The 22,428-nt window shown below is 38.7% G+C and carries 24 protein-coding genes; 11 read left to right on the top strand and 13 right to left on the bottom strand.

Features of this window, described 5'->3' with window-relative positions:
* A partial coding sequence (locus tag ACVBDU_RS20745; protein WP_447181607.1) for a tetratricopeptide repeat protein occupies nt 1–348 on the top strand: 348 nt, incomplete at its 5' end.
* 428 nt (nt 349–776) lie between these two features.
* On the opposite strand, the gene ACVBDU_RS20740 is transcribed toward ACVBDU_RS20745, so the two are convergent.
* Nucleotides 777–1,814, bottom strand: a complete 1,038-nt coding sequence (locus ACVBDU_RS20740) for a methyltransferase (protein WP_447181606.1) — start codon at nt 1,812–1,814, stop codon at nt 777–779.
* Nucleotides 1,815–2,826: 1,012 nt separating this feature from the next.
* On the opposite strand from ACVBDU_RS20740, the gene ACVBDU_RS20735 reads away from it, so the two are divergent.
* The 7 genes from ACVBDU_RS20735 to ACVBDU_RS20705 all read left to right on the top strand — a co-directional run bounded on the left by ACVBDU_RS20735 (nt 2,827) and on the right by ACVBDU_RS20705 (nt 9,344).
* A complete protein-coding gene (locus tag ACVBDU_RS20735) occupies nt 2,827–3,435 on the top strand; it encodes an outer membrane beta-barrel protein (RefSeq protein ID WP_447181605.1) in 609 nt (202 codons plus the stop codon).
* 317 nt (nt 3,436–3,752) lie between these two features.
* Nucleotides 3,753–4,187: a Fic family protein gene (locus ACVBDU_RS20730; protein ID WP_447181604.1), complete on the top strand. Its 435-nt coding sequence runs from the start codon at nt 3,753–3,755 to the stop codon at nt 4,185–4,187.
* 84 nt (nt 4,188–4,271) lie between these two features.
* The gene (locus tag ACVBDU_RS20725; RefSeq protein WP_447181603.1) at nt 4,272–4,706 is read left to right on the top strand and encodes a Fic family protein; all 435 of its coding nucleotides are present in this window, start codon (nt 4,272–4,274) and stop codon (nt 4,704–4,706) included.
* A 262-nt stretch (nt 4,707–4,968) separates the two neighbouring features.
* Nucleotides 4,969–5,496 carry a hypothetical protein gene (locus ACVBDU_RS20720; protein ID WP_447181602.1) on the top strand — a complete coding sequence of 176 codons (528 nt, stop codon included), beginning with the start codon at nt 4,969–4,971 and terminating at the stop codon, nt 5,494–5,496.
* A 114-nt stretch (nt 5,497–5,610) separates the two neighbouring features.
* On the top strand, nt 5,611–7,338 hold the full coding sequence (locus tag ACVBDU_RS20715) for an erythromycin esterase family protein (protein WP_447181601.1): 1,728 nt from the start codon (nt 5,611–5,613) through the stop codon (nt 7,336–7,338).
* Between the two features lie 228 nt (nt 7,339–7,566).
* On the top strand, nt 7,567–8,661 hold the full coding sequence (locus tag ACVBDU_RS20710; protein WP_447181600.1) for a DUF695 domain-containing protein: 1,095 nt from the start codon (nt 7,567–7,569) through the stop codon (nt 8,659–8,661).
* Between the two features lie 188 nt (nt 8,662–8,849).
* Nucleotides 8,850–9,344, top strand: a complete 495-nt coding sequence (locus tag ACVBDU_RS20705; protein WP_447181599.1) for a RidA family protein — start codon at nt 8,850–8,852, stop codon at nt 9,342–9,344.
* 706 nt (nt 9,345–10,050) lie between these two features.
* Here the strand turns inward: ACVBDU_RS20705 and ACVBDU_RS20700 are convergent.
* The gene (locus tag ACVBDU_RS20700; protein ID WP_447181598.1) at nt 10,051–10,428 is read right to left on the bottom strand and encodes a winged helix-turn-helix transcriptional regulator; all 378 of its coding nucleotides are present in this window, start codon (nt 10,426–10,428) and stop codon (nt 10,051–10,053) included.
* A 156-nt stretch (nt 10,429–10,584) separates the two neighbouring features.
* Here ACVBDU_RS20700 and ACVBDU_RS20695 point away from each other — a divergent pair, with 156 nt between their 5' ends.
* The 3 genes from ACVBDU_RS20695 (at nt 10,585) to ACVBDU_RS20685 (ending at nt 12,686) form a co-directional block, all read left to right on the top strand.
* On the top strand, nt 10,585–11,004 hold the full coding sequence (locus ACVBDU_RS20695; protein ID WP_447181597.1) for a DoxX family protein: 420 nt from the start codon (nt 10,585–10,587) through the stop codon (nt 11,002–11,004).
* Between the two features lie 301 nt (nt 11,005–11,305).
* Entirely contained in the window at nt 11,306–11,869 is a 564-nt protein-coding gene (locus ACVBDU_RS20690; protein WP_447181596.1) for an REP-associated tyrosine transposase, read from the top strand.
* A 205-nt stretch (nt 11,870–12,074) separates the two neighbouring features.
* Nucleotides 12,075–12,686 carry a dihydrofolate reductase family protein gene (locus ACVBDU_RS20685; RefSeq protein ID WP_447181595.1) on the top strand — a complete coding sequence of 204 codons (612 nt, stop codon included), beginning with the start codon at nt 12,075–12,077 and terminating at the stop codon, nt 12,684–12,686.
* A 680-nt stretch (nt 12,687–13,366) separates the two neighbouring features.
* On the opposite strand, the gene ACVBDU_RS20680 is transcribed toward ACVBDU_RS20685, so the two are convergent.
* From ACVBDU_RS20680 to ACVBDU_RS20630, 11 genes are all read right to left on the bottom strand, one after another.
* Nucleotides 13,367–14,560, bottom strand: a complete 1,194-nt coding sequence (locus ACVBDU_RS20680; protein ID WP_447181594.1) for a PAAR-like protein — start codon at nt 14,558–14,560, stop codon at nt 13,367–13,369.
* A 4-nt stretch (nt 14,561–14,564) separates the two neighbouring features.
* Nucleotides 14,565–15,188: a hypothetical protein gene (locus ACVBDU_RS20675; RefSeq protein WP_447181593.1), complete on the bottom strand. Its 624-nt coding sequence runs from the start codon at nt 15,186–15,188 to the stop codon at nt 14,565–14,567.
* 3 nt (nt 15,189–15,191) lie between these two features.
* Nucleotides 15,192–16,067, bottom strand: coding sequence for a hypothetical protein (locus tag ACVBDU_RS20670; protein ID WP_447181592.1), 876 nt, complete (start codon nt 16,065–16,067; stop codon nt 15,192–15,194).
* 15 nt (nt 16,068–16,082) lie between these two features.
* A complete protein-coding gene (locus tag ACVBDU_RS20665) occupies nt 16,083–17,786 on the bottom strand; it encodes a type VI secretion system Vgr family protein (protein ID WP_447181591.1) in 1,704 nt (567 codons plus the stop codon).
* 95 nt (nt 17,787–17,881) lie between these two features.
* Nucleotides 17,882–18,562, bottom strand: coding sequence for a hypothetical protein (locus tag ACVBDU_RS20660; RefSeq protein ID WP_447181590.1), 681 nt, complete (start codon nt 18,560–18,562; stop codon nt 17,882–17,884).
* Nucleotides 18,555–19,427 carry a hypothetical protein gene (locus ACVBDU_RS20655; RefSeq protein ID WP_447181589.1) on the bottom strand — a complete coding sequence of 291 codons (873 nt, stop codon included), beginning with the start codon at nt 19,425–19,427 and terminating at the stop codon, nt 18,555–18,557. The genes ACVBDU_RS20660 and ACVBDU_RS20655 overlap by 8 nt, the downstream gene beginning before the upstream one ends.
* A 9-nt stretch (nt 19,428–19,436) precedes the next feature.
* Nucleotides 19,437–19,832, bottom strand: a complete 396-nt coding sequence (gene tssD / locus ACVBDU_RS20650; RefSeq protein WP_447181588.1) for a type VI secretion system tube protein TssD — start codon at nt 19,830–19,832, stop codon at nt 19,437–19,439.
* 102 nt (nt 19,833–19,934) lie between these two features.
* A complete protein-coding gene (locus tag ACVBDU_RS20645; RefSeq protein WP_447181587.1) occupies nt 19,935–20,528 on the bottom strand; it encodes a hypothetical protein in 594 nt (197 codons plus the stop codon).
* A 352-nt stretch (nt 20,529–20,880) separates the two neighbouring features.
* Nucleotides 20,881–21,267, bottom strand: coding sequence for a type VI secretion system tube protein TssD (tssD, locus tag ACVBDU_RS20640; RefSeq protein ID WP_123216913.1), 387 nt, complete (start codon nt 21,265–21,267; stop codon nt 20,881–20,883).
* A gap of 188 nt (nt 21,268–21,455) precedes the next feature.
* Nucleotides 21,456–21,992, bottom strand: a complete 537-nt coding sequence (locus ACVBDU_RS20635) for a hypothetical protein (RefSeq protein ID WP_447181586.1) — start codon at nt 21,990–21,992, stop codon at nt 21,456–21,458.
* A gap of 292 nt (nt 21,993–22,284) precedes the next feature.
* Nucleotides 22,285–22,428, bottom strand: a 144-nt coding sequence (locus ACVBDU_RS20630) for a tetratricopeptide repeat protein (RefSeq protein ID WP_447181608.1), incomplete at its 5' end; no start/stop codon positions are given.

Raw genomic sequence — 22,428 nt, 5'->3', positions numbered from 1 at the left:
TACTCAGAAACGCTGGACGAAGGGCAACAAAATGCGCTGTTACACAAGGCTCTGGATAATGCCATAGAATTATCTATTGAAGCTAAGGTAAATAATCGTTCAGAACATGATTTGAATGAATTAGGTTATTCATTTTTGAGAAATGAAGAATTAGATAAGGCTTTAGAAGTTTTTAAATTAACTACAATTTTATTTCCAGATAGTTTTAATGCATATGATAGTTATGGTGAAGCCTTATTGATGGCAAACAAAAAAGAAGAAGCCATTAAAATGTATGAGAAATCAATTGAATTGAATCCGGAAAATGAAAATGGAAAAACAGTATTACGGCAAATGAAACAAGAATAACTAGGTACAACAATACCCCTGCTGGTGCGCGATTGTATCGCGTTCTCCCTCCTCTCACCAGTTCCACAACCGTACCACAAAATTTAGTAGCTTTAACCTATGAACAGGAACTATAAGTCCCACAAGCCCGCCGAAGCCTGTATTTGTATGATATACCAAACACTCCGCTCTCCGAAGTGTTGTAAGCTCTGCGAACGTCTCTAACTTCGCAGTCCATTGCACATCCATGACAGGCCAATACGTTGCGCTCCTCTCAGAGGAGTTTCCAAAACTATTTCCTTTACCCCGGCTGATCCTCGTTTGAGCCTGGCGGAAATGAGCGCCTATCATAAAAAAGCGTTTGTAACACGCCATAAAAGGAGGAAAACTATTCTTTCCATAATCTTTTTGTTCTTTACCCTAACGGTAAAGCTCTGCAGGGAACATGTCTACTTTATAGCAATTAATGCACTTGAAGGTCCGGTCAAAGGCATTACGGAAGTTTGATTAAATCCACATTCTTTTGCCCAATTTTCAAAATCTGCTGCAGAAAAGTCAAATCCTTCAGTGGTCTCAATACTCATATTCAATGACATCATTAAGCCAAAAGCGTTTTTGCTTCTATTATCGTCAATAATATTCTCGATAACTATCAACGCACCTCCTTTTGGTAGAGCATCATATGCTTTTTTTAAAAGCATTTTCTTGTCTTTTAATCCCCAGTCATGAAGTATGTTACCCATTGTAATTACATCTGCTCGTGGTAATTCATCTTTAAAAAAATCACCTGAACAAATCTCTATTTTATCCGTTAATCCTGAAGCTTCGACATTTTCCCTTGCAATTGGTTCAACCGGGGCAAGGTCAAATGAAATGCATTTCATGTGACTATTGCTGTTGACAATATGTATTGAAAGATTAGCACCTGCGCCTCCCACATCACAAAGAGTATTATATTTAGAAAAATCATAATCTTGAGCTAACTTCATAAAGTGAAAAGATTGAAGTCGCGCCATACCGTGTATGAATTCCCTGAGTTTAGCTTCATTTGCGTAGATAGCCTCAAATACTGTCTTGCCCCCATTTTTCATCTCATTTTGCGGTTTACCTGTTTTTAAACACTCTTCTAAATTATTCCAAAAAAGATACAGTCTATTGTTTGACATTTCTAAAATACTTCCCATATAGCTTGATTTATTTTTGTCTAAAAACATATCTGAGTCTTCTGAATTACTATATATGGCATTCTCCTTTAATCCAGAACGGTGCAAAAATCCTAATGCGACTAAAGTGTCAAGAAAATCGAATAGCGATCTTTTATGTAATCCCAATTTTTTTTGAATGGATTGCCCTGATAATGATCCGTTGGCGAGGTGAGTAAACAACTCCATGTTGACAGCCGTAAGTAAAGTTTTTGAAGCCCAAAACCCCGTTCCGATTTGCATTATTTTAGAAGAGTCCATTTGATTGTTCTTAATAGTGCCCATAATATTGTTTTTTTAATTTATATTACTTAATTATTGCTTATGTATTTGTGTCATAAAAAATGGAGAGCCTTTGTGCGGTTGTTATTTTTCGCGGGAAAATAAAAAATTGCCAAATCGGCTTTCATTATTATTTCATTACCATATGATTCCCAGTCCTATCCTACCATAAGGTTTCGCACCCGAAATGGAAAACATATGGACAGAGTTCTGGCGCTGCGCTAAATTTGAAATACAGTATCTGCAACAGTATTATGGCTGGCACAATAGGCAAAACCCAACTGAGAATTTTATTTTTCATGTGTTCTGTTTTCAATTAGCGAATAATCTTTTCCCAATTTTTATCTGCTTGCCTGTGTACATTCATTTCATCTTGATTCTAGATCGTTAAGGTATTCGAGAAAAAAGTGTGATAGAACAAATACAACTTGCCGTCAAGGATTTTAAGGGTCTCGGGATCTACACTAACTTTTTCATCAGAATCGCCCATGGCATAAGCGCACCAACTTCCGTATTGAGGAGCATATTTTTCAGGATCGGTCTTAAAAAAGATTTTGATCTGAATTTCTATTTTCGGTTTGTGCTTGTCCCCAAATGGTAACGGAAAACAAGAGCGGAAGAAAAAACTGTGAAATAGACTTGGTCATATTGATTTCTTTTAATGCTGTAAAACTACAGAGTTGAGAAATCAAGAATTGTCAGCTACTTTACAATTTGAATAAAAAAGTTTAAATCTTAATAATATCGGTTATGATAATTTCCTTTTGAGTGTAGATAAGAAGCCCCCTGCTCTACGAAGTATTGTAGCCTTACCCAATCTAAGATACTACTCAATTGAATTAGTCAAGATTTAATCTGGCAGTTACGAGTAAAAAAGTAATTTTAAAACCAGATTAAATATCAACTCATACACATGGGTGCGTGTGGTCGCTCTTCCAATACATTGGGTAATGGATTTAAGTTACTTTTTCGTTCTTTTGTCAAAATTTATTTTAGACTTTTAATGATACCATTTATGCAAAAAAACTACTATTCACCTAAAAAGTTTTGTTTACTTCCTTCCTTAGGTAAAACCGTCAGCCTGGCTATTTTTACAGTATTGATCTCCAACGCGGCTATTGCTCAAACTGCCAAAGGCCAATACATCCGGGCATCTATAGGATATGGCATATCTGCACCTTATGACGATGTAGATACGTACGGTTCCGGTTTTTATGCACAGGGAGAATACTTGTTTAACCTGAGGACATGGTTTAGCCTAAGGCCATATGCCGGGGTTATATTCACCAAAACAAGGAAAGACGACAGTGCGCAACGAGAGCCGGATGACAAGATAACTTCCAATGCGTTTCTTATTGGCGGCAAGGCACGGGTTACGGCGCCCATTCCGTGGGTGGCCCCGTATGTAGAGGGGGGTATAGGTGCCTCTTTGGGTTCCTTTGAAACCTATACCGCATATACCGACATAAAAAAGAGTGGCCTGCTGTGGCATATTCCTTTTTCCCTGGGCTTGCAATTAGGCCCTAAGCATAACTTTGATATCGGGTTTACATATTATTTTTATCCGTCTGCAGAACAGTTTGCCGGAGCCCTGGCCTTCGGGTTGTCTTTTCCGGTAGATTAGCATACTCCAACTGGCCCTCGTTTGAGTATAATACCGAAAAAAAATCTATGGAAATCTATTATTCGCAGTTTTATCCGCATTGAAAACGAGTGTAATTTTTACCTTCATTTTTTGAACAAGAGTAAATTTTTAGTGTTTTTACTTTTGTTTATAAAAAGTGTGTAAAATTCACCCTTGACCAAGATGAGTATTCCCAACCGAAAAATACCGTATAACGACCTGCCATTGTTACCGCCGGAGGCCGAATTGAAACGAAAAAGATACTTCGTAAAACCATTTCGGCAGGCAGGGCCTTAGCTCAACGGAACGGAACCCTGTTGAACTTACCCAATCCAACCTTGTTTCTGGATACCATATATTTACAGGAAGCCAAAGCAAGTTCTGAAGTGGAAAACATCATAACCACTAACGATGAGTTGTATAAAACACTGGTGGCCGATAAAAAAACCGAAAATCCTGCTGCAAAAGAAGTGCTGAGTTACAAAGAGGCCCTTTGGCTGGGCCTGGAACGGCTCGAAAGCAACCCTTTCATAACCACCAATCTCTGCATAGAAATAGTTCAATGCATTAAGCAGAACAGTGCCTCCATCCGGGATACGCCGGGAACAACATTAAGCAATACAAAAGGGGAGGTCATTTACACCCCACCCACAGGGGAAGATGTGATCAGGGCGAAAATGGCAAATTTAGAAAAGTTCATCAATGGGAATGACGATATTGACCCGCTGATCAAAATGGCGTTAATCCACTAGCAATTTGAAGGGATACATCCTTTTACCGACGGCAATGGCAGAACAGGCAGAATTTTATTGTTACTGTATCTCAAACTTTCCGGTTTGCTGGACATCCCGGCTATCTATTTGAGCGAATACATCATTAAACACAAAACAGCATATTATCAAAAATGGAGAAGCGTCACAGAACAAGGCCAGTGGGAAGCCTGTATTTTGTATATGCTGGATATGATTGAAGAAACTTCGGTAGAAGGTTTGGAACGACTTAAGAAAATTACAATATTAATGGAAGAAACTGCAGGCGAAATTAAAACGCTACTGCCAAAAGTTTATTCGAAAGACCTGGTGGAAATTTTATTCCGCCTGCCCTACACAAAAAGACAACATTTGATTGACGAAAACCTCGGCAATCCCAAAACAGTCGGAAATTATTTGATGGCATTGGAAGAAAGCGGATTCTTACAATCGGTAAAAGTGGGAAAGGAGAAATTATACCTCAATCAACGGTTATTGAAAATACTGGAAAACAAAGAATAACATTTTTGAGAAGCCCCGCTCTGCGAAGTCTACGCTGAAAGTGCTGCGAATGTCTCAACTGGTCCTCATTTAATACCATATTGAAAAACCATCAATGAAAAAGCTACTATTCGCAGTTTTATGCACAACAGCACCTGGAAATAATACCTGTACTGCTGAATAGGTATTAATTTTTAAAAAATTAAGTTATTTTAGTAAAGCAGTTGAAAAACAGGTACTGTTTCTAGCTGCGGAACGTTGGCAACAAGTTAAAAAATGAAATATGAAAAATAGAAACCTATTACTACTCACCACGTTATTAATATTACTTTTTACTATAAGTTGTAAAGAAAACGAGAAATCTAAAATGGATGAAAAAGGGTATCGGGAGGTCAATTTTGAAAAGGAAAAAAAAGCCATTTTAGAGCGCTTGAATACGGAAACCAAAGATGCTTTTCAAAGGGATTACGAAGCCTGGACAAAAAATTGGGTGCACGACCCGACCATTTCGAAAGTATATATGAACTTTGCTGACAGTACTTTTTCGGAGTCCATCGGGTGGAAAGAAATAAGTCAATTTGTGAAAACATTCATCGAAGAACATCCCGAACCTGAACCCATTCCAAAATTGTTGGATAAAATTGATGTTAGACTTTACGGGAACGGCGCTTGGGTTACATATGAGCAACAAGATTCATTACGTGGACTGAAACGTGAAACCAGGCTCATGGAAAAAGTAAATGGACAATGGAAAATTGCAGGAATGCAAACTACCATTTACGGATTTGAAACAGACAAATCTAATGAATAATACCCGTTGCAAACCGGCGGTAGCAGTCAACTCTTTCGCATTCATGGTGAAAAGCATTGAAAAAGTTCAAAAAACCAAACGAAAAAGAGTTTAAATGGCCGCTAAATTAAAATTATGAGAAACACACTTCTATGCCTATTTATATGTTTCACCGGAACATCATTTTCCCAGGAATTTTTAAATCTTGATTTTGAATACGAAGTCAGAGGTTCCGAAATTCCAAAGAAATGGTACATCGAAAGTCCGGGATACATTGCTAAAATGGATGAAACCGAAAAATACAGCTCCGAAAGGAGTTTAAAGATAACAAGTAATAGTCCGGTAGAAAATCATACTGCCGTCTTTACCGGATATTTTCCGGTTACATTGGCAAAAGGCAGAAGCATTGAGTTCACAGGACATTTAAAAACGGAATCCGTAACCAATGGTTATGCAGGTCTTTGGTGGAGCGTAGATGGGGAAGCCGGAGTTTTAGGGTTTGATAATATGGAGAAGGGAGGCTTAACGGGCACCAATGATTGGCAAGAAGTCTCCATCCGCATGAATGTGGATAAGAATGCTACTGAAATAACTTTTGGTGGCTTATTGACGGGTAATGGCACCGCCTGGTTTGATGATTTTGAAATACGTATTGACGGCAAAGAATTTGAAGATTTGCAACCTCGGGTAAGTGCGCCCACCATGGAGGAATTAGAATGGTTAAAGAACAATGTCTATCCGCTATCGACCTATGATCCCACAAAGAAATCCGACAAGGACCTTGAAGTCATGGATTCATTGATCGGGGACACCCATGTTGTAGGTCTTGGAGAGGTTACGCATGGTTCAAGCGAAATATTCCAAATGAAACACCGGATAATCAAATTTCTGGCGGAGAAAAAGAATTTCGAAATTTTTTCCATGGAAGTGAATATGCCAGAGGCCTATAGGCTCAATGATTACATTATAAGAGGAAAAGGAAACCCAACCGAATTGATAAAAGGCATGGATTATTGGACCTGGAGTACCCGGGAAGTATTAAATATGGTGGAATGGATGAAGTTGCATAACGCTTCTAAACAACAAATACAATTCACCGGATTTGATATGCAATTTTATGATTTGTCCATCAAGGAGCTCGAAAAAAATTTTAAAAGCAATCCTACAACATTGGACGATTTGATTGCTATTAAACAGCTATTGGATAAAACTTCAAACCAACATACTGGTTCGAGGTTAGGTGCTATTTCTCAAGAAGATAAGGATATCGTTGGCGGAAAACTTTCACGTGTCAGGGAAGCTATAGAAAAATTGAAGATTACCGAGGACAGGATGGTATGGCTGTACCAAAATGTTAGGATCATCGAACAATATGTGGACAAAACTATTTTCTCACGAGACAAGTTTATGGCAGAAAATCTAATGTGGATTAGATCACAAAATCCGGGATCAAAGATTGTCATTTGGGCACATAACGCACATATTCAAAGAACCATGCGCGGTATGGGAAATTTTCTTTCCGATAGTCTGGCAAAAGACTATGTGTCGGTCGGATTCACTTTTGCAAGGGGAACCTATACTGCAATGGGCAGTCAGGGCCTAACCGACTATCAGGCCGAGGAACCGTACAATGGTACTTTTGAAAAGTTTTTCGAATCTATTGATGCCCCTATTTTCATTATCGATTTAAGGAGCGTTAAAGCACAAAAACCGACGTTTGCCAAATGGCTATTGGAAAAACTGGACTTTAGACAAGTAGGAGCGATGAAACCAAAAAGAGAATTTTACGAAACAGATTTAAGCGAAGATTATGATTTGATAATTTTTATTAGAAATTCATCTGGCTCTAAAATTCTGGATTAACTTTTTAATGAACTCGTTTAAACTTTTTCCATCCCGATAATCATCGGGAGGCTGCAAAATGATCTATATAACCTCACTCTCCGAAGTGTACTTAAAAAGCGATGCGCAATATAATGAGGGTTTTAAATGATGTTGTCTGGTACTAAAATGAACATCCGCCGATTTTCATAACCCCCGCCCAGTAATGGCAAGATTAAAAAGACTACCAAACATTTATAGAACGTTAATATGAGTTTGTTAAAAAATATTTTCCGAAAAAAGGAAGAACCGATAAAAACATACCATGATTTTTGGAATTGGTTTGAAACAAATGAACACACATTCTTTGATGTTGTAAAAAATGACAAAAATATTGAGAAAAACTTCCTGAATAAGTTATCTGCCAGACTCGGTGAACTTAAAGACGGATTTTTTTACTTCACGGGAATGTATGACTCCGTTACAGCTGAATTGGTGATAACACCAGACGGGACAATTAAGAACATTGTCCTTGTCGAAGAACTGGTACAAGCATCACCGCCAATTGCAAATTGGAAGTTTACGGCATTAAAGCCGGAACTCGATATAGAAAATGTTAGCATTAATATGGCTGGTTATACCTTTAATAGCGAAAACTTGTCATTCTATGCCATTGACCACAAAAATTATCCTGATGAGGTTGATATAGTTGTCGTTCATCATAATTATGAAGAAAAAGACAAATCGGTTATGGTGAACGGGACTTATATTTTCCTGGACAATTATCTTGGAGAATTAAATTCGGTAACAACTATTGATAATCTAACCGTAATTTCGGAAGAACAAGCGGAAAAAGAACTAATTCCAATTGCAAAGCTCAAGGACTATCTTATTTGGAGGGAAAAAGAATTTGTAGAAAAGTACGATGAAACACGTTACCATACTGAAAATGACAGTTATTCAGGCTTGGAAGCCAAGCTTAAAAACGGGAGACCGTTAATAGCAGTGATAAACACAACACTTCTTGATTGGGAAAGCAAAGCATCACATCCCTGGATTTTAAAAATTGAAATCAAATATGATGGTAACCACAACAACGGAATGCCCGACAATGATACTTATGAAGCACTGAACAATTTCGAAGATGAAATCATGACGGAACTCAAAGACATTGACGGCTATCTCAATGTTGGCAGACAAACGGCTAATAATGAAAGAATCGTTTATTTTGCTTGTAAAGATTTTAGAAAACCGTCAAAGACCCTGCATGATTTTACAAAAAAGTATTCGGGTAAATTAGATTTTATATTTGACATTTATAAAGACAAATATTGGCAATCGCTCGAAAGATTCAGACCAAGCTGATAAAAAAGCCTTCTGGATTCACAAAGCATTTTAATATGCTGTAAATACCCGCTCTTCGAAGTATTGCAGGCCCGCTTGAGGCCAGCAGAAACGAGGGCCTATTGTAAAAAAGCGTTTGTAACGTACCCTAAAAAGACATTACAAATACCAGGTACAAACAAAATAATATTGACCTAAACAATTTCCCTATGAATAAAATGGTAGCACTCTTTTGCTTTATTTCCTTTCTATTTGTCAATACTGGTTGCAAGAACGATACCGGCTCAAAAAAACAAATAGAGAAAACGGAATATGAGAAGACATTAATAGTTAAAGAAAAATGGCATTGGGGTAATGACAAAAAGCAAAATGAAAATGCAGGATATGCACAAGTTGTTAAAGTAGGCAATACACTCTATATTTCTGGTGTCCCCACAGATGATTTAAGCCCCAATGGTATAGCTAGAGTGTACAAAACATTAGAAGAATGTTTGAATGCTTTTGGAGCATCCTCGAAAAATGTAGTGAAAGAAACACTTTATACTACAGACATAGAAACAATGAAAAAATACAATAATACGAGAAAAGAATTTTATCAAGGGGACTTTCCAGCAGCTAGTTGGGTACAGGTAAGTAGATTGTATGAATCCAATGCCAAGTTAGAAGTGGATTTAATTGCACAAATCGCAGAGGGTGATGAATAAACCATTTTCCTCGTTTGTACACCTGCTTAATTATGCAACTTAATTTTAGGGAAGGTTTCAATTGTTTGTTAGCTACAACTCGAATAGAACCAGATACCATATGCGTGTATTGAGAAAACAAGGAGAAAAGATTTTACCAGAATTTACAGAAGAGGACTTCATGTCTGCATTTGAAACAAGCCTAAGCAAGACAAAATATTACCGAGATAAATTTGCCGAGTTTCTCAGGTAGACGAAAATGAATTGGGATATGGTGGAGTAATGACCTCTATTGTCCCATTTTATATACAGTTTAAACGCTCAGGTTTTTATACTCCAAAATTCACAGGTCAACTTATATCTGATAGGCAAAATATTGGATTACCATACGATAAAGGTTTTTTCGCATTTGAACTTTTGAAAAAAAACGATTCATACCAACAACACAATGTATACTCTTTCTCAAAATGCACGAGCCGCATATGTGGCATCAGGGATATATAACATGGATGTCACGATGGAGGGAAGCCAAATTAATATGGTCCGTACTATTTTCTCCGCTTTCATTTTTTTACTCACTAAGTGAGATTTAAATGCTCCGACGCTTGCGTCGAAAAGTAATCTATGGTTTCCGCCTCATGCCTCGCGGGCTTGCCCCGAGGTAGTTGACTGATGTTTATTTATTTTTCAAGACCTGCTTTACTGAAATTACAGGCTTTTATAACGGTTATCCCGCATTCTTAGTCTCGGTCTTTACCCCTCCTATAATTTTTTTGCGGTGAAGATATCCCCATGTCTTGAGTGCATCGACTACCGGATGAAGAGATTTTGTATGTGGCGTAGCACTGTACTCCACAATGGGAGGAAATGCGTCAATAACTTTACGTTTTACGAGTTCGTTCACTTCAAGCTCTTTAAGTTCTTTTGACAACATTCTGTCACTAATCCCATCCACCTCTTTGGCTATTTCCTTAAATCTTTTTGTTCCATTTAAAATGGCAATCAAAATCTGTAATTTCCATTTTCCATGCAACACTTCCAATGCATCCCGGACAGCCAATAGATCTTTGTTATCACATTTGTTGTTATCCCCTCTTCTGCTCATTACTTACCTTTTGTATAGTGCTTACTAAAAGTATAGTACTAATTATTGATAATCAAATATACTTAATATTGCATGAGCACTAGTGACTTATATACCCGAAAAACATGTTTATCATATTTTAATTATCAGATCAGTAAAACCAAAAAAACAGGAACAATGCAGAAAAAGAACAGTTCGGGCCTTTTGAAATGGTCGTATTATACAGCTACCCTATTGTTTACCTTGATCATAGTGTTCTCCGTAGGGAATTATTTGTTTAACAACGATTTTATCCGGGAAGGTTTTATTAAAATGGGTTACCCTACATATATTATTTACCCTTTGGCAGCAATTAAAATTCTCGGGCTCGTTGTCATATGGAGCAGAAAGCACAATCTACTTTATGGCCTGGCATACGCAGGTTTTTTTTATAACTGTATTCTGGCTGCTTTTGCTCACCTTATGATTAGCGATAACGGACAATGGTTTGCGGTTGTTGCTTTAATATTAATTGTGATATCCTATTTTATGTCAAAGCAATTGCCGATCAATACGTCTAATAAAGAAGCATTAAGCGAAAAGAGAGATAGGGTTTGAGCCGGGGTTTCGGCACATCTCAAACAATGTTCGAGATATTCAGCCCCCGCTCTCCGAAGTGTTGTATAGGCTGCGAATGTCTCTGACTTCGCAGCCCATTGCACATCCATGGCAGGCCAATGCATTCGCTCCTACTTCGGCGAAGAATGGATTTGTACTGCCCCCGCTGGTGCGCGTATCGCGTTCTCTCTCCTCTCACCAGTTCCCGCTACCGCACGATGGCATCGCGCGGTATCTTTAATTTCCCGAGCTTTACTCATGCCCTATTTTTCCAGAAATGAAAAATCTGTACATTTAGCCTATGAGCAGAAATTATAAGTTCCATAACCCGGAAGGCCTGTACTTTGTGAGCTTTGCTGTAGTGGAGTGGCTGGATGTTTTTACCAGGAATGAATATAAGAACCTGCTGTTGGAAAGTTTAGCATTTTGCCAAAAAGAGAAAGGTATGGAAATTGTGGTCTGGTGCATTATGACCAACCATGTACATTTGGTGTTCAGGAGTGTAGGCCGGCAACATCCCGCAGTGCTGTTGGGTGATTTTAAGCGGTATACCAGTAAGGCCATAGTAAAGGAAATACGGGATAATCCGAAAGAAAGCAGAAAAGAGTTTTTGCTCGAAAGGTTTAAAAAAGCTGCAGGAAAGTCGTCCAACGTTACCGGGTATCAGTTTTGGAGACACGATAACAAACCTATTGAACTTTGGAGCAATAAAGTTATACAGCAAAAGATAAACTACATTCACAACAATCCGGTAGATGCAGGCTTAGTATTTAGGTCGGAAGATTATGTTTACAGCAGTGCTGTGGATTATGCGGGAGAAAAGGGAGTGTTGGATAATGTGGTGGTTTTTCAGTATTTTGGTTAAAGTTTATGCCACACGATACAATCGTGCGGCAACAGGAGTATCCAACACCATGTTCCGGAGCGTTAGCCTCGTTTTTTGTAATGGATCGACAACCCATCATTATTTAAAAATTACCTGGCAGCCGCACTGACTCCATAAAACCAGGATATAAGCTATGGCTTCTGTCCCCTACAATGAAATAATTATAAACTAAAACCCCATAAACATGAAACAACAAAAAGTCACATGCGGATTAACCGTTTCTATTGACGGGTATGCTGCCGGGCATAATCAAAGTTTTGAAAAACCATTTGGAGACAATTTCGATTCGGACTTGCTGGATCGTTGGATGTTTTCTGAGCCGGAAAAACACAATCATAAAAGAGAAATAGATGCTATTCTCGACGCAGGCGCATTTATCATGGGCAGTAATATGTTTGGGCCCAAAGACAGAAGGGACAATCCGGAATGGAAAGGATGGTGGGGTGACAACCCTCCGTATCATGCCCCGGTTTTTGTGCTCTCACACCATAAACGTGCATCCGTAGAAATGACTGGGGGAACGGTATTTCATTTCGTTACAGATGGTATTGCATCGGCACTCAGAAGGGCGAAAGAAGCGGCAGGAGTTCGAAATGTAATGATTATGGGAGGAGCAAATACGATCAATCAGTATCTGGCTGCCGGCCTCATTGACGAATTGTGGCTGCATGTTGTTCCCGTTACTATTGGTGCAGGCTCCCGGCTTTTTGAAGGGGTACCAGACCTTAGGCTCGAACCGGGTGAAGTAAGCGGAACCAGTATGGTAACACACATCAGATACAAAGTTTTGAAATAGAATTTGTCGTTACAAGAGGCTGTAATTCTCTTTTAGGGTATTACTGGTCCTCGTTTGAGCCTGGCGAAAACGAGAGGCCTATCGTATAAAAGCGTTTGTAATTTGGAATCCTTTAAATATTGATGCTTATGAGGTTTACCCTCCCAAGTAACTGAAATAGTTAATTGTGTATATTTGTGTGTTGGGCAATAAGCTGAAATGAAACTATTGCGGTTTGTTTTAAATTTTAAGATACAAGTAACTAGGGCCTGTTAACACTACCAGAAAAGATGGATTTTTGAGTATATTTTTTGTCTATCGAGGCATGTTTGACGAGTTTGGTAGCGCCAAATAAGGAAAAAATAACGAAGAGAGGCAGAAAATAGGCCAAAAAGCCGCTTTGAGTGTGTAGTGTTAACAGGCCCTAATAAAATAATAGGATCATGATACTTTTTTTTGATAATACTTGCTGGTACCTTTTGCGTCACTGTTTATTTCTTTCGTAAGCTCATTTTAAAACAGTTCAGGGATCATATACCAAATAAAAGACTTAGGAAAATTGGTATAGGTGAAGGTGTTTTATGGATTGCTTTTGGTGCTGTTTGGTTAATACTTATCCTTGCAAAGTGGACAGACCTTATACCTAAAATGAATTAATAACACTGGTAAATATGGGTATTTAATTAAGACTTCATAAAAAATCAAATATCAGTTGCATAAACCCCAGCGTTGGCTTTGGAAAGGGCTTCTTCATTATTCCCCCAATTATCCAACATATTGAGTTGGGCTTTATAGGCAGTATTCGCAATTATATCCGTTGCCAGAACAAAACCAAAACCACTTAAAGCACTTCCGATACTAGTCCTCCAAGTTCTTAATCTTTCGGCCCTGGACATTCGGGTTACATTTTCCCTGGCTGTCTGTTCCGCCTGATGTATTCTCCTTTGATGTTCATTACGCAATTCTTCGTTAAAAATTTCGCGATAAGGCCTGCGATCTCCATTAATTCGAGCCTGTCGTGCACGTTCATGGGCTTCATTAAAAGTGCCCCTTCTTGTTTCCTCGTTATAGTTTCTTGCAGCTCTTGTCTGCTCGTCCATAAGTTCCGGATTGTTCCGGACACCCTGTGCATTCCGTTCCGCATCTGTGGTAATGTTAGCAATATCAGCACTTGTTGATTGGTCTACAACACTTGGGACACCTGCTGATACTTGATCATTTTCATTGGTAATCCATCCGGAAGTTTTGTCTGTTAGATTATCTACCTGTGGAGCCAGGGTTTCATTTATTCCAATTCCAGCCATAACGGTAACGGCAGGGCCGCCTATTCCCAAACTCCAATGCACTCCCCACAAGGTCCTTCCCAATCCAACTAAGCCTCGTACTCCACCACCACCAACAGCTCCCATAAAAATTTCAAAGACATTTCCAGTGGCATTTGCCCTGGCCATAGCATTAGCTACAGCAGGATTCATAAATATTTTTATTTGACCTCCGAACATACAGTTCATGGTGGACTTTGAGGTAATAACCTTCTTTCCCTCAATCTTAACTTGTGGATGTGTATGAGTCCAGGGGGAATTTCTTGTAGCTATATAACACATAGCATTCCCGATTGAAAAAGATGCTGCGATTCCTGCCAGTGCCGCAACCAATATTCCTACAATAAAAGGCATAGAAACACATAAGGCCACAATGGCTGCCACTATGATACCAGCCCATTTACAGGCAAAATTCATAGGTTTATCCAATTCGGTAGCCATCAATTTGCCTCCGGCTAATTTTACTTGCATATTATTCGCCGGGGAAACAACTATTTCAGAACCTGAAGGTTTAAGACCGTTGGTACATACCGACTTGGTTCCATGAGGAACAAAAGGGTTATTTGGCTTCATGGTATTACACTTTTAGGATTTTTAATTTCCAACCAATCAGAAATACTCCTATTACACCTATAATTACAATAATCCAATTTAATTTGTTACGGTTTATATCCGTATGTCCATGATGTGCTATATTTATTTCTCTATAATAGAGTAGTTCGTCGTTCCTACTCACTCCAAATATGAATAGTGACTTTCTTCTTTCCAGGCCTTGATTCAGAATTCCACCAAATCCAAATGAATTTTCTATTTGTTGCAAATCCTTGTTTTTTACTTTAATAGCAATCCGGTCCCCTCTTTTTACTTTCTCATAAACATCCTGAAACTCCCGCCAGTCTATATTAATATTATCGTAGAGATCATAGGTAAAATGCTGGAAATCATCTGTACGAAAAGGATATTTTTTTTCTTTGGTATATATCAGAAACTGGATGTATTTAGGTTTTTTAAAAATAAAACGAGGAAAAGCCGTATGTATTACAGGTTTTATTGAATCAACCGTTAAGTCCAAAGTGGTGAAATCAGCTTCTGTTAATTTTTCGGCTTCCTCCATTCGGTTGTTATACCCTAAAACATTGACTAATATAAAAGTGCCAAATACGACAATAAAACTGCATATACCGAAAACCAATCTTTTCATAAACTATACTATTTGTTCAATGGTTGATTCAATTTCTGCCTCAACAGCGGCATTTACAGCTTCATATGTGCTGTTTTTAACCGATTTTATCCAACCATTCCTGTTATCTATCTCGTAGGAAGCAAAATAATCGTATTGGTATCTTTTGTAAGGTTCCTGGGTAAACTCATAATTTTTTTCAAATAGCTCCTTTATTTTTTGTTCATCAAATCTTGATATATCAAGGTTCCCGTTAAGTACCAAACGAACAATGTTTTCATCATCCGTGTCCATATCAATTTCCCCATAGGATTGAACAGGGATTTTTGATTTTTCGAACACTCCGGAATATTGTTCAAAATTTTCTAAAGGAGTTCTTTTTTCTATGAAAAAGTCCTTGTTGTGGATCCCGTTAAACATCAACGTCCAAAAAGACCCGTTTTTAAGGTCCTTTGCTATATCGTATTTATCAGAATATTCTAAATCCCCGGAATTAATGAGTTCGGCTATTTGTTCCTGACTCATTTTGTCATAGCCTTTATAAGAAGATAAATTACGCTTTAATTCCTCCCATTTACTTTTCAATTCATCGGTATTCAACACTTCCTTTAGTTCACCTTCCAGGGTAGTTTTCAGAACCAGGTGATTTTTTATAGCCATCATATCTTCCAATAAAGAACTAAAGTCTTTAAAATAATCAAATCCGGCATTTCTTTTCGATGATAGTGTATCTACTTCAAACACATAATCAGTTCCTTTGCCTTGAAGGATTAGGTTAAATTCATTCTCATACGTTATATCACTTATAATATGCCCATTAATCCTAACAATGGATTTATACGTAAACGCATATTTATGACTTTCTCCTGGTCTATCATAGGCGAATTTTATTTTATTCATGAATCGTTTCGATTATTAATTCATATTAATGTCTCCCTTAATAGTGATTTTTCCGTCTTTGACATCAATATTTGAACTATTCAGGGCAAAACTATTTGTGGCATTTTCTATCTTCTCAGGGGTATCTACCGTTGCCTTGACCTTGGCATTCAATTGATATTCATTGCATTCTACGGACATTTTATCGGTACATAAGGTTATAGATTTAGCCGAGGTTATTTTAACATTACCTCCACCGTCCATAAGCACCTCATTTCCTCCACCATCATAAATGGTAACACTACCATTTTTATCATTAAAAATGACCCGGCAACCACTCCTGGTTTCTATAACTTTTTGACTATTCTCTGCATCGTGATACCCGCTTTTTTGATTCCCATTGTATAAAGCTCCAACAATATAAGGCTTTTCTGCATTTCCTCCTTCAAAAGCCACTTGTACCTCTTCATTCGTCTCCGGGATAAAATAGATGCCTTTATTACCTCCCGCATAGGGATGTGTCATTCGTATCCAGGGGCTTTCATAGCCCCAATGGAACTTTACTTTTATTCTACCCAGACCCTTCGGATCATTATTATCAGAAACTATTGCAGACTGTGTTTCGGCAAACGGAGGCATAAGCACATTGGTATAAGGCGGAGCCTCTACAGTGTCCGGTATTGCAGTAAATTGATTACTGTAATTTCCGGTTTCGTCACAGGCATGGACTACTGAAGTAATGTAATAACTACCAAAGGATTCTTCTTTCACACCATCGGCCAGATCACCTGTCAAAGAAAAAGTAGGCTCCTTAATATTCACTATATCTCCAATGCGCAAGCCGGTTTCGGTAGAAATTCCTTTGGCCGTAACCAGTCCTGCTGCCTTTCCGCGTAACTGTGTCCTTACCCTGTCGTGCAGGTGGCTTTGGGCATTGCCTGCGCTTATGGGGTGGTGATAATACATCATTGCTCCATTATCGGGGAAAACCCTTTTGGAATTTTGAAGCATTACCTGGGCAAGTCCTTGTGTTTCATAGCCCACTTCTCCCGAACTCATTTTTTGATTTTCTGCATACTCCGAGTCATATCCCATATACTGAAAACCCATAGGCTTTACACTCATATGCCGATTAAACTTGGTAATATTCTGCCCGTATATCAAAGAAAAAGATTGGGATTTTGGCTTTCCAAAAACCAACCCTGTACCGTCATAATAAAACCACTCCCCTTTTTTTTGTGCCATACGACATAAGAAGCCAAAATCGCTCTCCTTGTATTGCACGGTATAATCCAGGGCAGTGTCTTTGTTTATCTGAACATGAAGATCCATGCTTCCTTTGTGTGGGCCTAAAGTGTCTTGAACAATAGAAGACAATTCCTTATGGATATAGGAACGGGTATTGGGTATTCCATCCATTTTCATGGTAAGACTTGTACCGGAGATCACTATTTCGCCGGCGGCGCCACGACTGCGGTCTACATCAACATCCGTCACTAACCCTTTAAACTTCATTGACAATGATTGGTCTTTCAGGTTTTTGGGTTCTATTTCTATATGAATGGCCTTCCCTATATATTCCTGTGCTTTATCTATAGCCAGGGAAATAAATTGTTTAGGAAGGGGTTGTTTTATCGAAAATGTGTGGTGAGAAAGCACATTTTGGACAATACCAACCTTAGAGAATTTATTAAGTGTTTCTCCTTCTATGGAAATTCTAATACTAGTCTGGATTGGCATAATGGTTTGTTTTTTGAATTATAGTGAATTTGGCATCATCAGGGATATTTACACCCTAATTTCAAAGCTCAGTAAGGATATGTCTGACCCTGCTTCTAGGGATAGTCGAATCCAAATGTAATTCTTCTTACAATATCATCCTTTAAGGCAATCCTGATGAAATATCCTGGCATATTATATCGTTTTAAAAAAGATGAGTTTCCATAGTCATCCATCCTATAGGTCATAATCCTATATCCTTCCGATTCCTCAACCTTATAGTTTTCTCCTTTGATTTGAATAACGTCTTCCATGGAAATTCCCAAACCTATACCTGATTCGGTCTTAAAATCGGAACTCTCCGTGGGGTTAGTTTTCTCTCGTAATGTAATTTGATCGTTGAAATATCCAATCTCAAAACAACTAAAGGCATTTTCCGTATTCCCTTCATATTGATAGGCCAACAGGTACTCCGAGTTGTTTTTATTACCAAAAATAATCACCGGGCTTTCTCTTATCCGTTCTATGAGCGCTAATGATCTCGGACTATGGTAAAAATCAGAAAGAGAATTCTCATTTTCCAAAAACAATTTTTGGTTTATAGTGGTATCGGGTACAATTTCTACATACTTTTTATCGGACACGATCTTGTCCTTTTCCCAATGCGAAGAAGATATACTGTCCTTTTTTAGGGTATCTGATATTACGCTTTCGGAAAAGGTATCTTTCTTTTTAGTGTTGGGCTGACATCCTAATAATAGAGCGAGCAAAACAGGAACTATCATTTTTTTACTCATTAACATTTGGGATTTTCTTTCCGCTTCTACCATTATTGTTGGGGTTATTGGTAATATTTATATTGACCTGGATAGAGTTTTGGTTTTCCAAATATCCATTTAGTGTATCTTTAAATGCATTCAATTCCCTGGCATTACCGGATAAACCTATACATCCCAGAGTGCCTTCGTTATTGCCGTCCGGATGTATCCTGAGCAGGCTCCTTCCCGTATTAAATTTGGGATCGAGATTGTAGCTAAACCCGACACCATCACGATTCATTCCTTTATTATGCCATCCTGAAGGACTTCTGTCCAGGTAATTGCTAACGGTATAAGAGCCGTTTTCCGGTGCCCCATTACCAAACCCTCCGGCAACCCCGTCATAAGAGTCCAAAATATAGGTGCCTCCGTCGTCGAAAATCACCTGGAAATTGACTGAAATATCACCTATCAGATTATTGCCTTCCCTCATATCTCCGGTGATACTTAAACCAATGCCGGTCTGTTCAGATATTAGATCAGTGATTCCCGTACTGCTTTCCCGGTTTCTCAAAGCCCATATGGACAACATGGTATTATACTCCATGTTATTTTGGGTAAAACGCGAACTCGCCTGGCTAAAAGCAGTTTTGTCTACACGTATATATTTGTTTTCTCCCGGGGTAGGCACACGTCTTAATTCTTCCCCGTCCATAGATAAGACGACAATATTGGCTCCTTCCGGTTCTATGAGGTTGCTTTCGATAAAACGCTCACCTCCTACCAGGGATTCGCTACTTGTATTATCCTCAACGAAAAAATTCAACTCCCCCCGATAACCTATACCTGCAAAAAGGTCAGTCCAATCCATTGCATCTTCTACGGAATGTACTTTTATATCCATGATAATTACTTATATGGTTTTAGGCCAGTTCTTATCAAACCGGGACCCGTTGATTTCGATCTCCTGGGCTACTATGGTAATCTCTGCCCGCATGGGGAGGGAATCATCAGAATCAAAGGCTTCTTCATAGGCTACGCAATAGGCCTTCTTAAACTTCAATCCCCGCATCTTGGACAGGCCGTCTCTCCGGTAAAATAGAAATTCCCCATCCCTTACCTGGCTCGGATTGCGCATCCAGTCAAAAAGGGAAGTACTTTTGGTTAGTTCCACCAGTACCCGGATACGTCCGCCCCTGGGGTCGGCAGCCGGGCGGTCGCTATGGTCCGTGTCCTGCAACATGGACATTCGGTACCGTAGTACAACCATTTCTTCATTGTCTATTGTTAATTTGGCTAGGAAACTCATATCCTTATCTCTGTTATAGCATTCTTACATCTTATTAAATTATATCTTTCTACTTGCATTATACATCACTGAAAACCAGTATTTTTATTGAGTACATGCTTCTTATTCCAAAATTAATTTTTCCGATAATACTCGGAGTTCTTTGCGAAGCCCCTCGAAAAAAGGCCGGTAATTTTGAATGAGCTTAGGAGCGTAAGCTCCGTACTTTTTGCGGTGATACGGAAAAAATTTAAAGAGCATCGGTTTAACTTCAACGGCCACTGCCTGATGTAGTGTTCGTTTTACCAATCGGTCATCATCCAGCAATTGGTTTAAGGATTCAAAATAGGCTACGGAAGGCTGCACTTTCTTCCTGGCAAAATGCTTTATTTTACTCCCCAACACGGACAATTCTTCCTTTATCAATTTATACTCCCACTCGTAAACCGCTCTTTTCCCCAATTTTATGTCTGCCATTACCGAGGTAAATATATACTGTTTATCTACCAGTTTGCAGTAATTGATTTCGGGAAAACAAAGTACACGGCGCAAACCTTGTGCCTTCTCTTCGCCAACATAATTCCACCCCTGCATTTCCAGGTATTTATCCGGGATTACCTTTCTCCTTTTCCAGATACCTTTTAATCGCTGGAAAGATGCTGTATTCCCATAATTTTCTTCTGCCTTTCGCAGATTTTCTTTTGTGATTTTTGCCAATTAAAAACTAATTTTAAATTGAACTCGTCTTGAGTTGTTGTATTTGAGCGAAAAGTCATGCTTTTGTCCACTAATGAAGTAATTTTGGAGAAGCATAGCAGCGCTACGGTTCGAGAAAATTACGAAATTAGGGGGCAAAATGATGATTTTGTAGGTAATAGAACAACTCAAGACGAATTCATTATATATCTCCTGTTCTTCATTCAACACACAAAAAACAATTTCTTCCGTATGTATTCATACGGAAAAATCAGGATTGGCTTGGGGGGGGTAGGGTAAATAAAGGGGGAGTAACTCCCCCTTTATAATTTATTTGATTTGATCGCTTATTACCATAAATCAGGAATGGGGGTTATACCCATTCGTTAATATGCTCTCCGCCACCGCTGGAAAGCATACGGCAGGAAATAGTGAAAGTCTCTGTTAAAGGATTGTCTCCCCTATGGTCAAAGTTTTCTTTGTACTTCACCAGGTAACCTTCGGTGAAGTTTACTTCACGAAGTTTAGCATCGGTGTCACGTTTGATGTACGTGATCACCCCGTTTTTACGTTCGAAATTGTTGGTCATCCACTCAAAAAAGAAAGAGTCTCCGGTGGATTCTACGGTAAGGTAAATTCGTCCTCCACGTGTAACAGAAGAGGGACGTCCTGTGGCATCTACTTCTTGTGCCAGGTCGTAGTTAGCGCTCAGAATGTTCACTTTCTTTCCGCCAACAGATAATGTTGCTTTAAATGACATAATACGTAAAATTTAAAGATTAAGGTTAAAAAATAAAAAATACCAAATCAAATATTGAGTTATATACAGTGCACAAGATATTACATATGAACGTATTATCCAAAAAAAATCCTGATATGGAAATTTTATCTTATGATATATAAGATCATAGGACAAAAGTCTTGGGTGGTCTTCAAACAGGAAAAGGGTTAAAACGTATACCCGATCCTTAGATGCAAATGCAGGTAAATTTCATTATCGAGTATATGAGAATATTTCTCTTTATTCAAATTAGCATACCACCGGAAACCTGCTCCTGCTTCATAATTAAAATGATCTCCCAAAGTCCTCCGAATCCCCCATTTAGGGGTGATCGCAATTTGTTCCATAAGTTTTATGTCTCTATCCCCGGTCAATAAAAACCAGTTCGGGAAATATTTTAGCTCCAGGGCAAGGAAATTGGCCTTATTACCTTTCGTGCTCTTCCCTTTGAGTTCCCTGTCCCGGAAACTGTAATAATAACGGGGTTCCAAAGCAATAGTAGGAGAACATGTAGCTTCGTTAATTTTATCTTCGAAATAAGTATCATAGAAGAAATCCCTGGAAAAACCCGGGAGCTCCATGCCTACTTCACTTTTCAATGTCATTTTATCGGTAAGACGGGTTTCATGATTTACCCATAAACCAACTACCCCGCTCTCCGAAGTGTCATATGCTATGCGAATGTCTCTGACTTCGCAGTCCATTGCACATCCATGACAGGCCAATACGTTGCGCTCCTCTCAGAGGGGTTTCCAAAACTATTTCCTTTACCCCAACTGGTCCTCGTTTGAGCCTGGCGGAAGCGAGGACTCATTCTATAATGCGTTTACTTCGATAAGCTCAGCACAGGTATAACGCGCACGAAAGGGCATTACTCCCCGGTCCCGATAATTATCAGGATCATCGGGATGCCGGGTAAAATGACATTCGTTAAAAACGAGCACCAGTGGGTATAATATTATGGGCTTGTGCAACGGCTACCATTGTTGTACATAGTTATTCTTGTTTCATTTGCCGTAATACTGTTTTTCCATTTTCATTTTCTGGATTCAATTCAATTGATTTCTCATACATTTTAATGGCTTCTTCTTTTTTGTTTGCCATCAATAAGGCTTCACCATAACTATCATATGCATTAAA

The sequence above is a fragment of the Sinomicrobium endophyticum genome (assembly GCF_052983315.1).
Note: the sequence above shows the minus strand (reverse complement) of the source record. Positions and strands in the feature narration are given on the sequence as shown.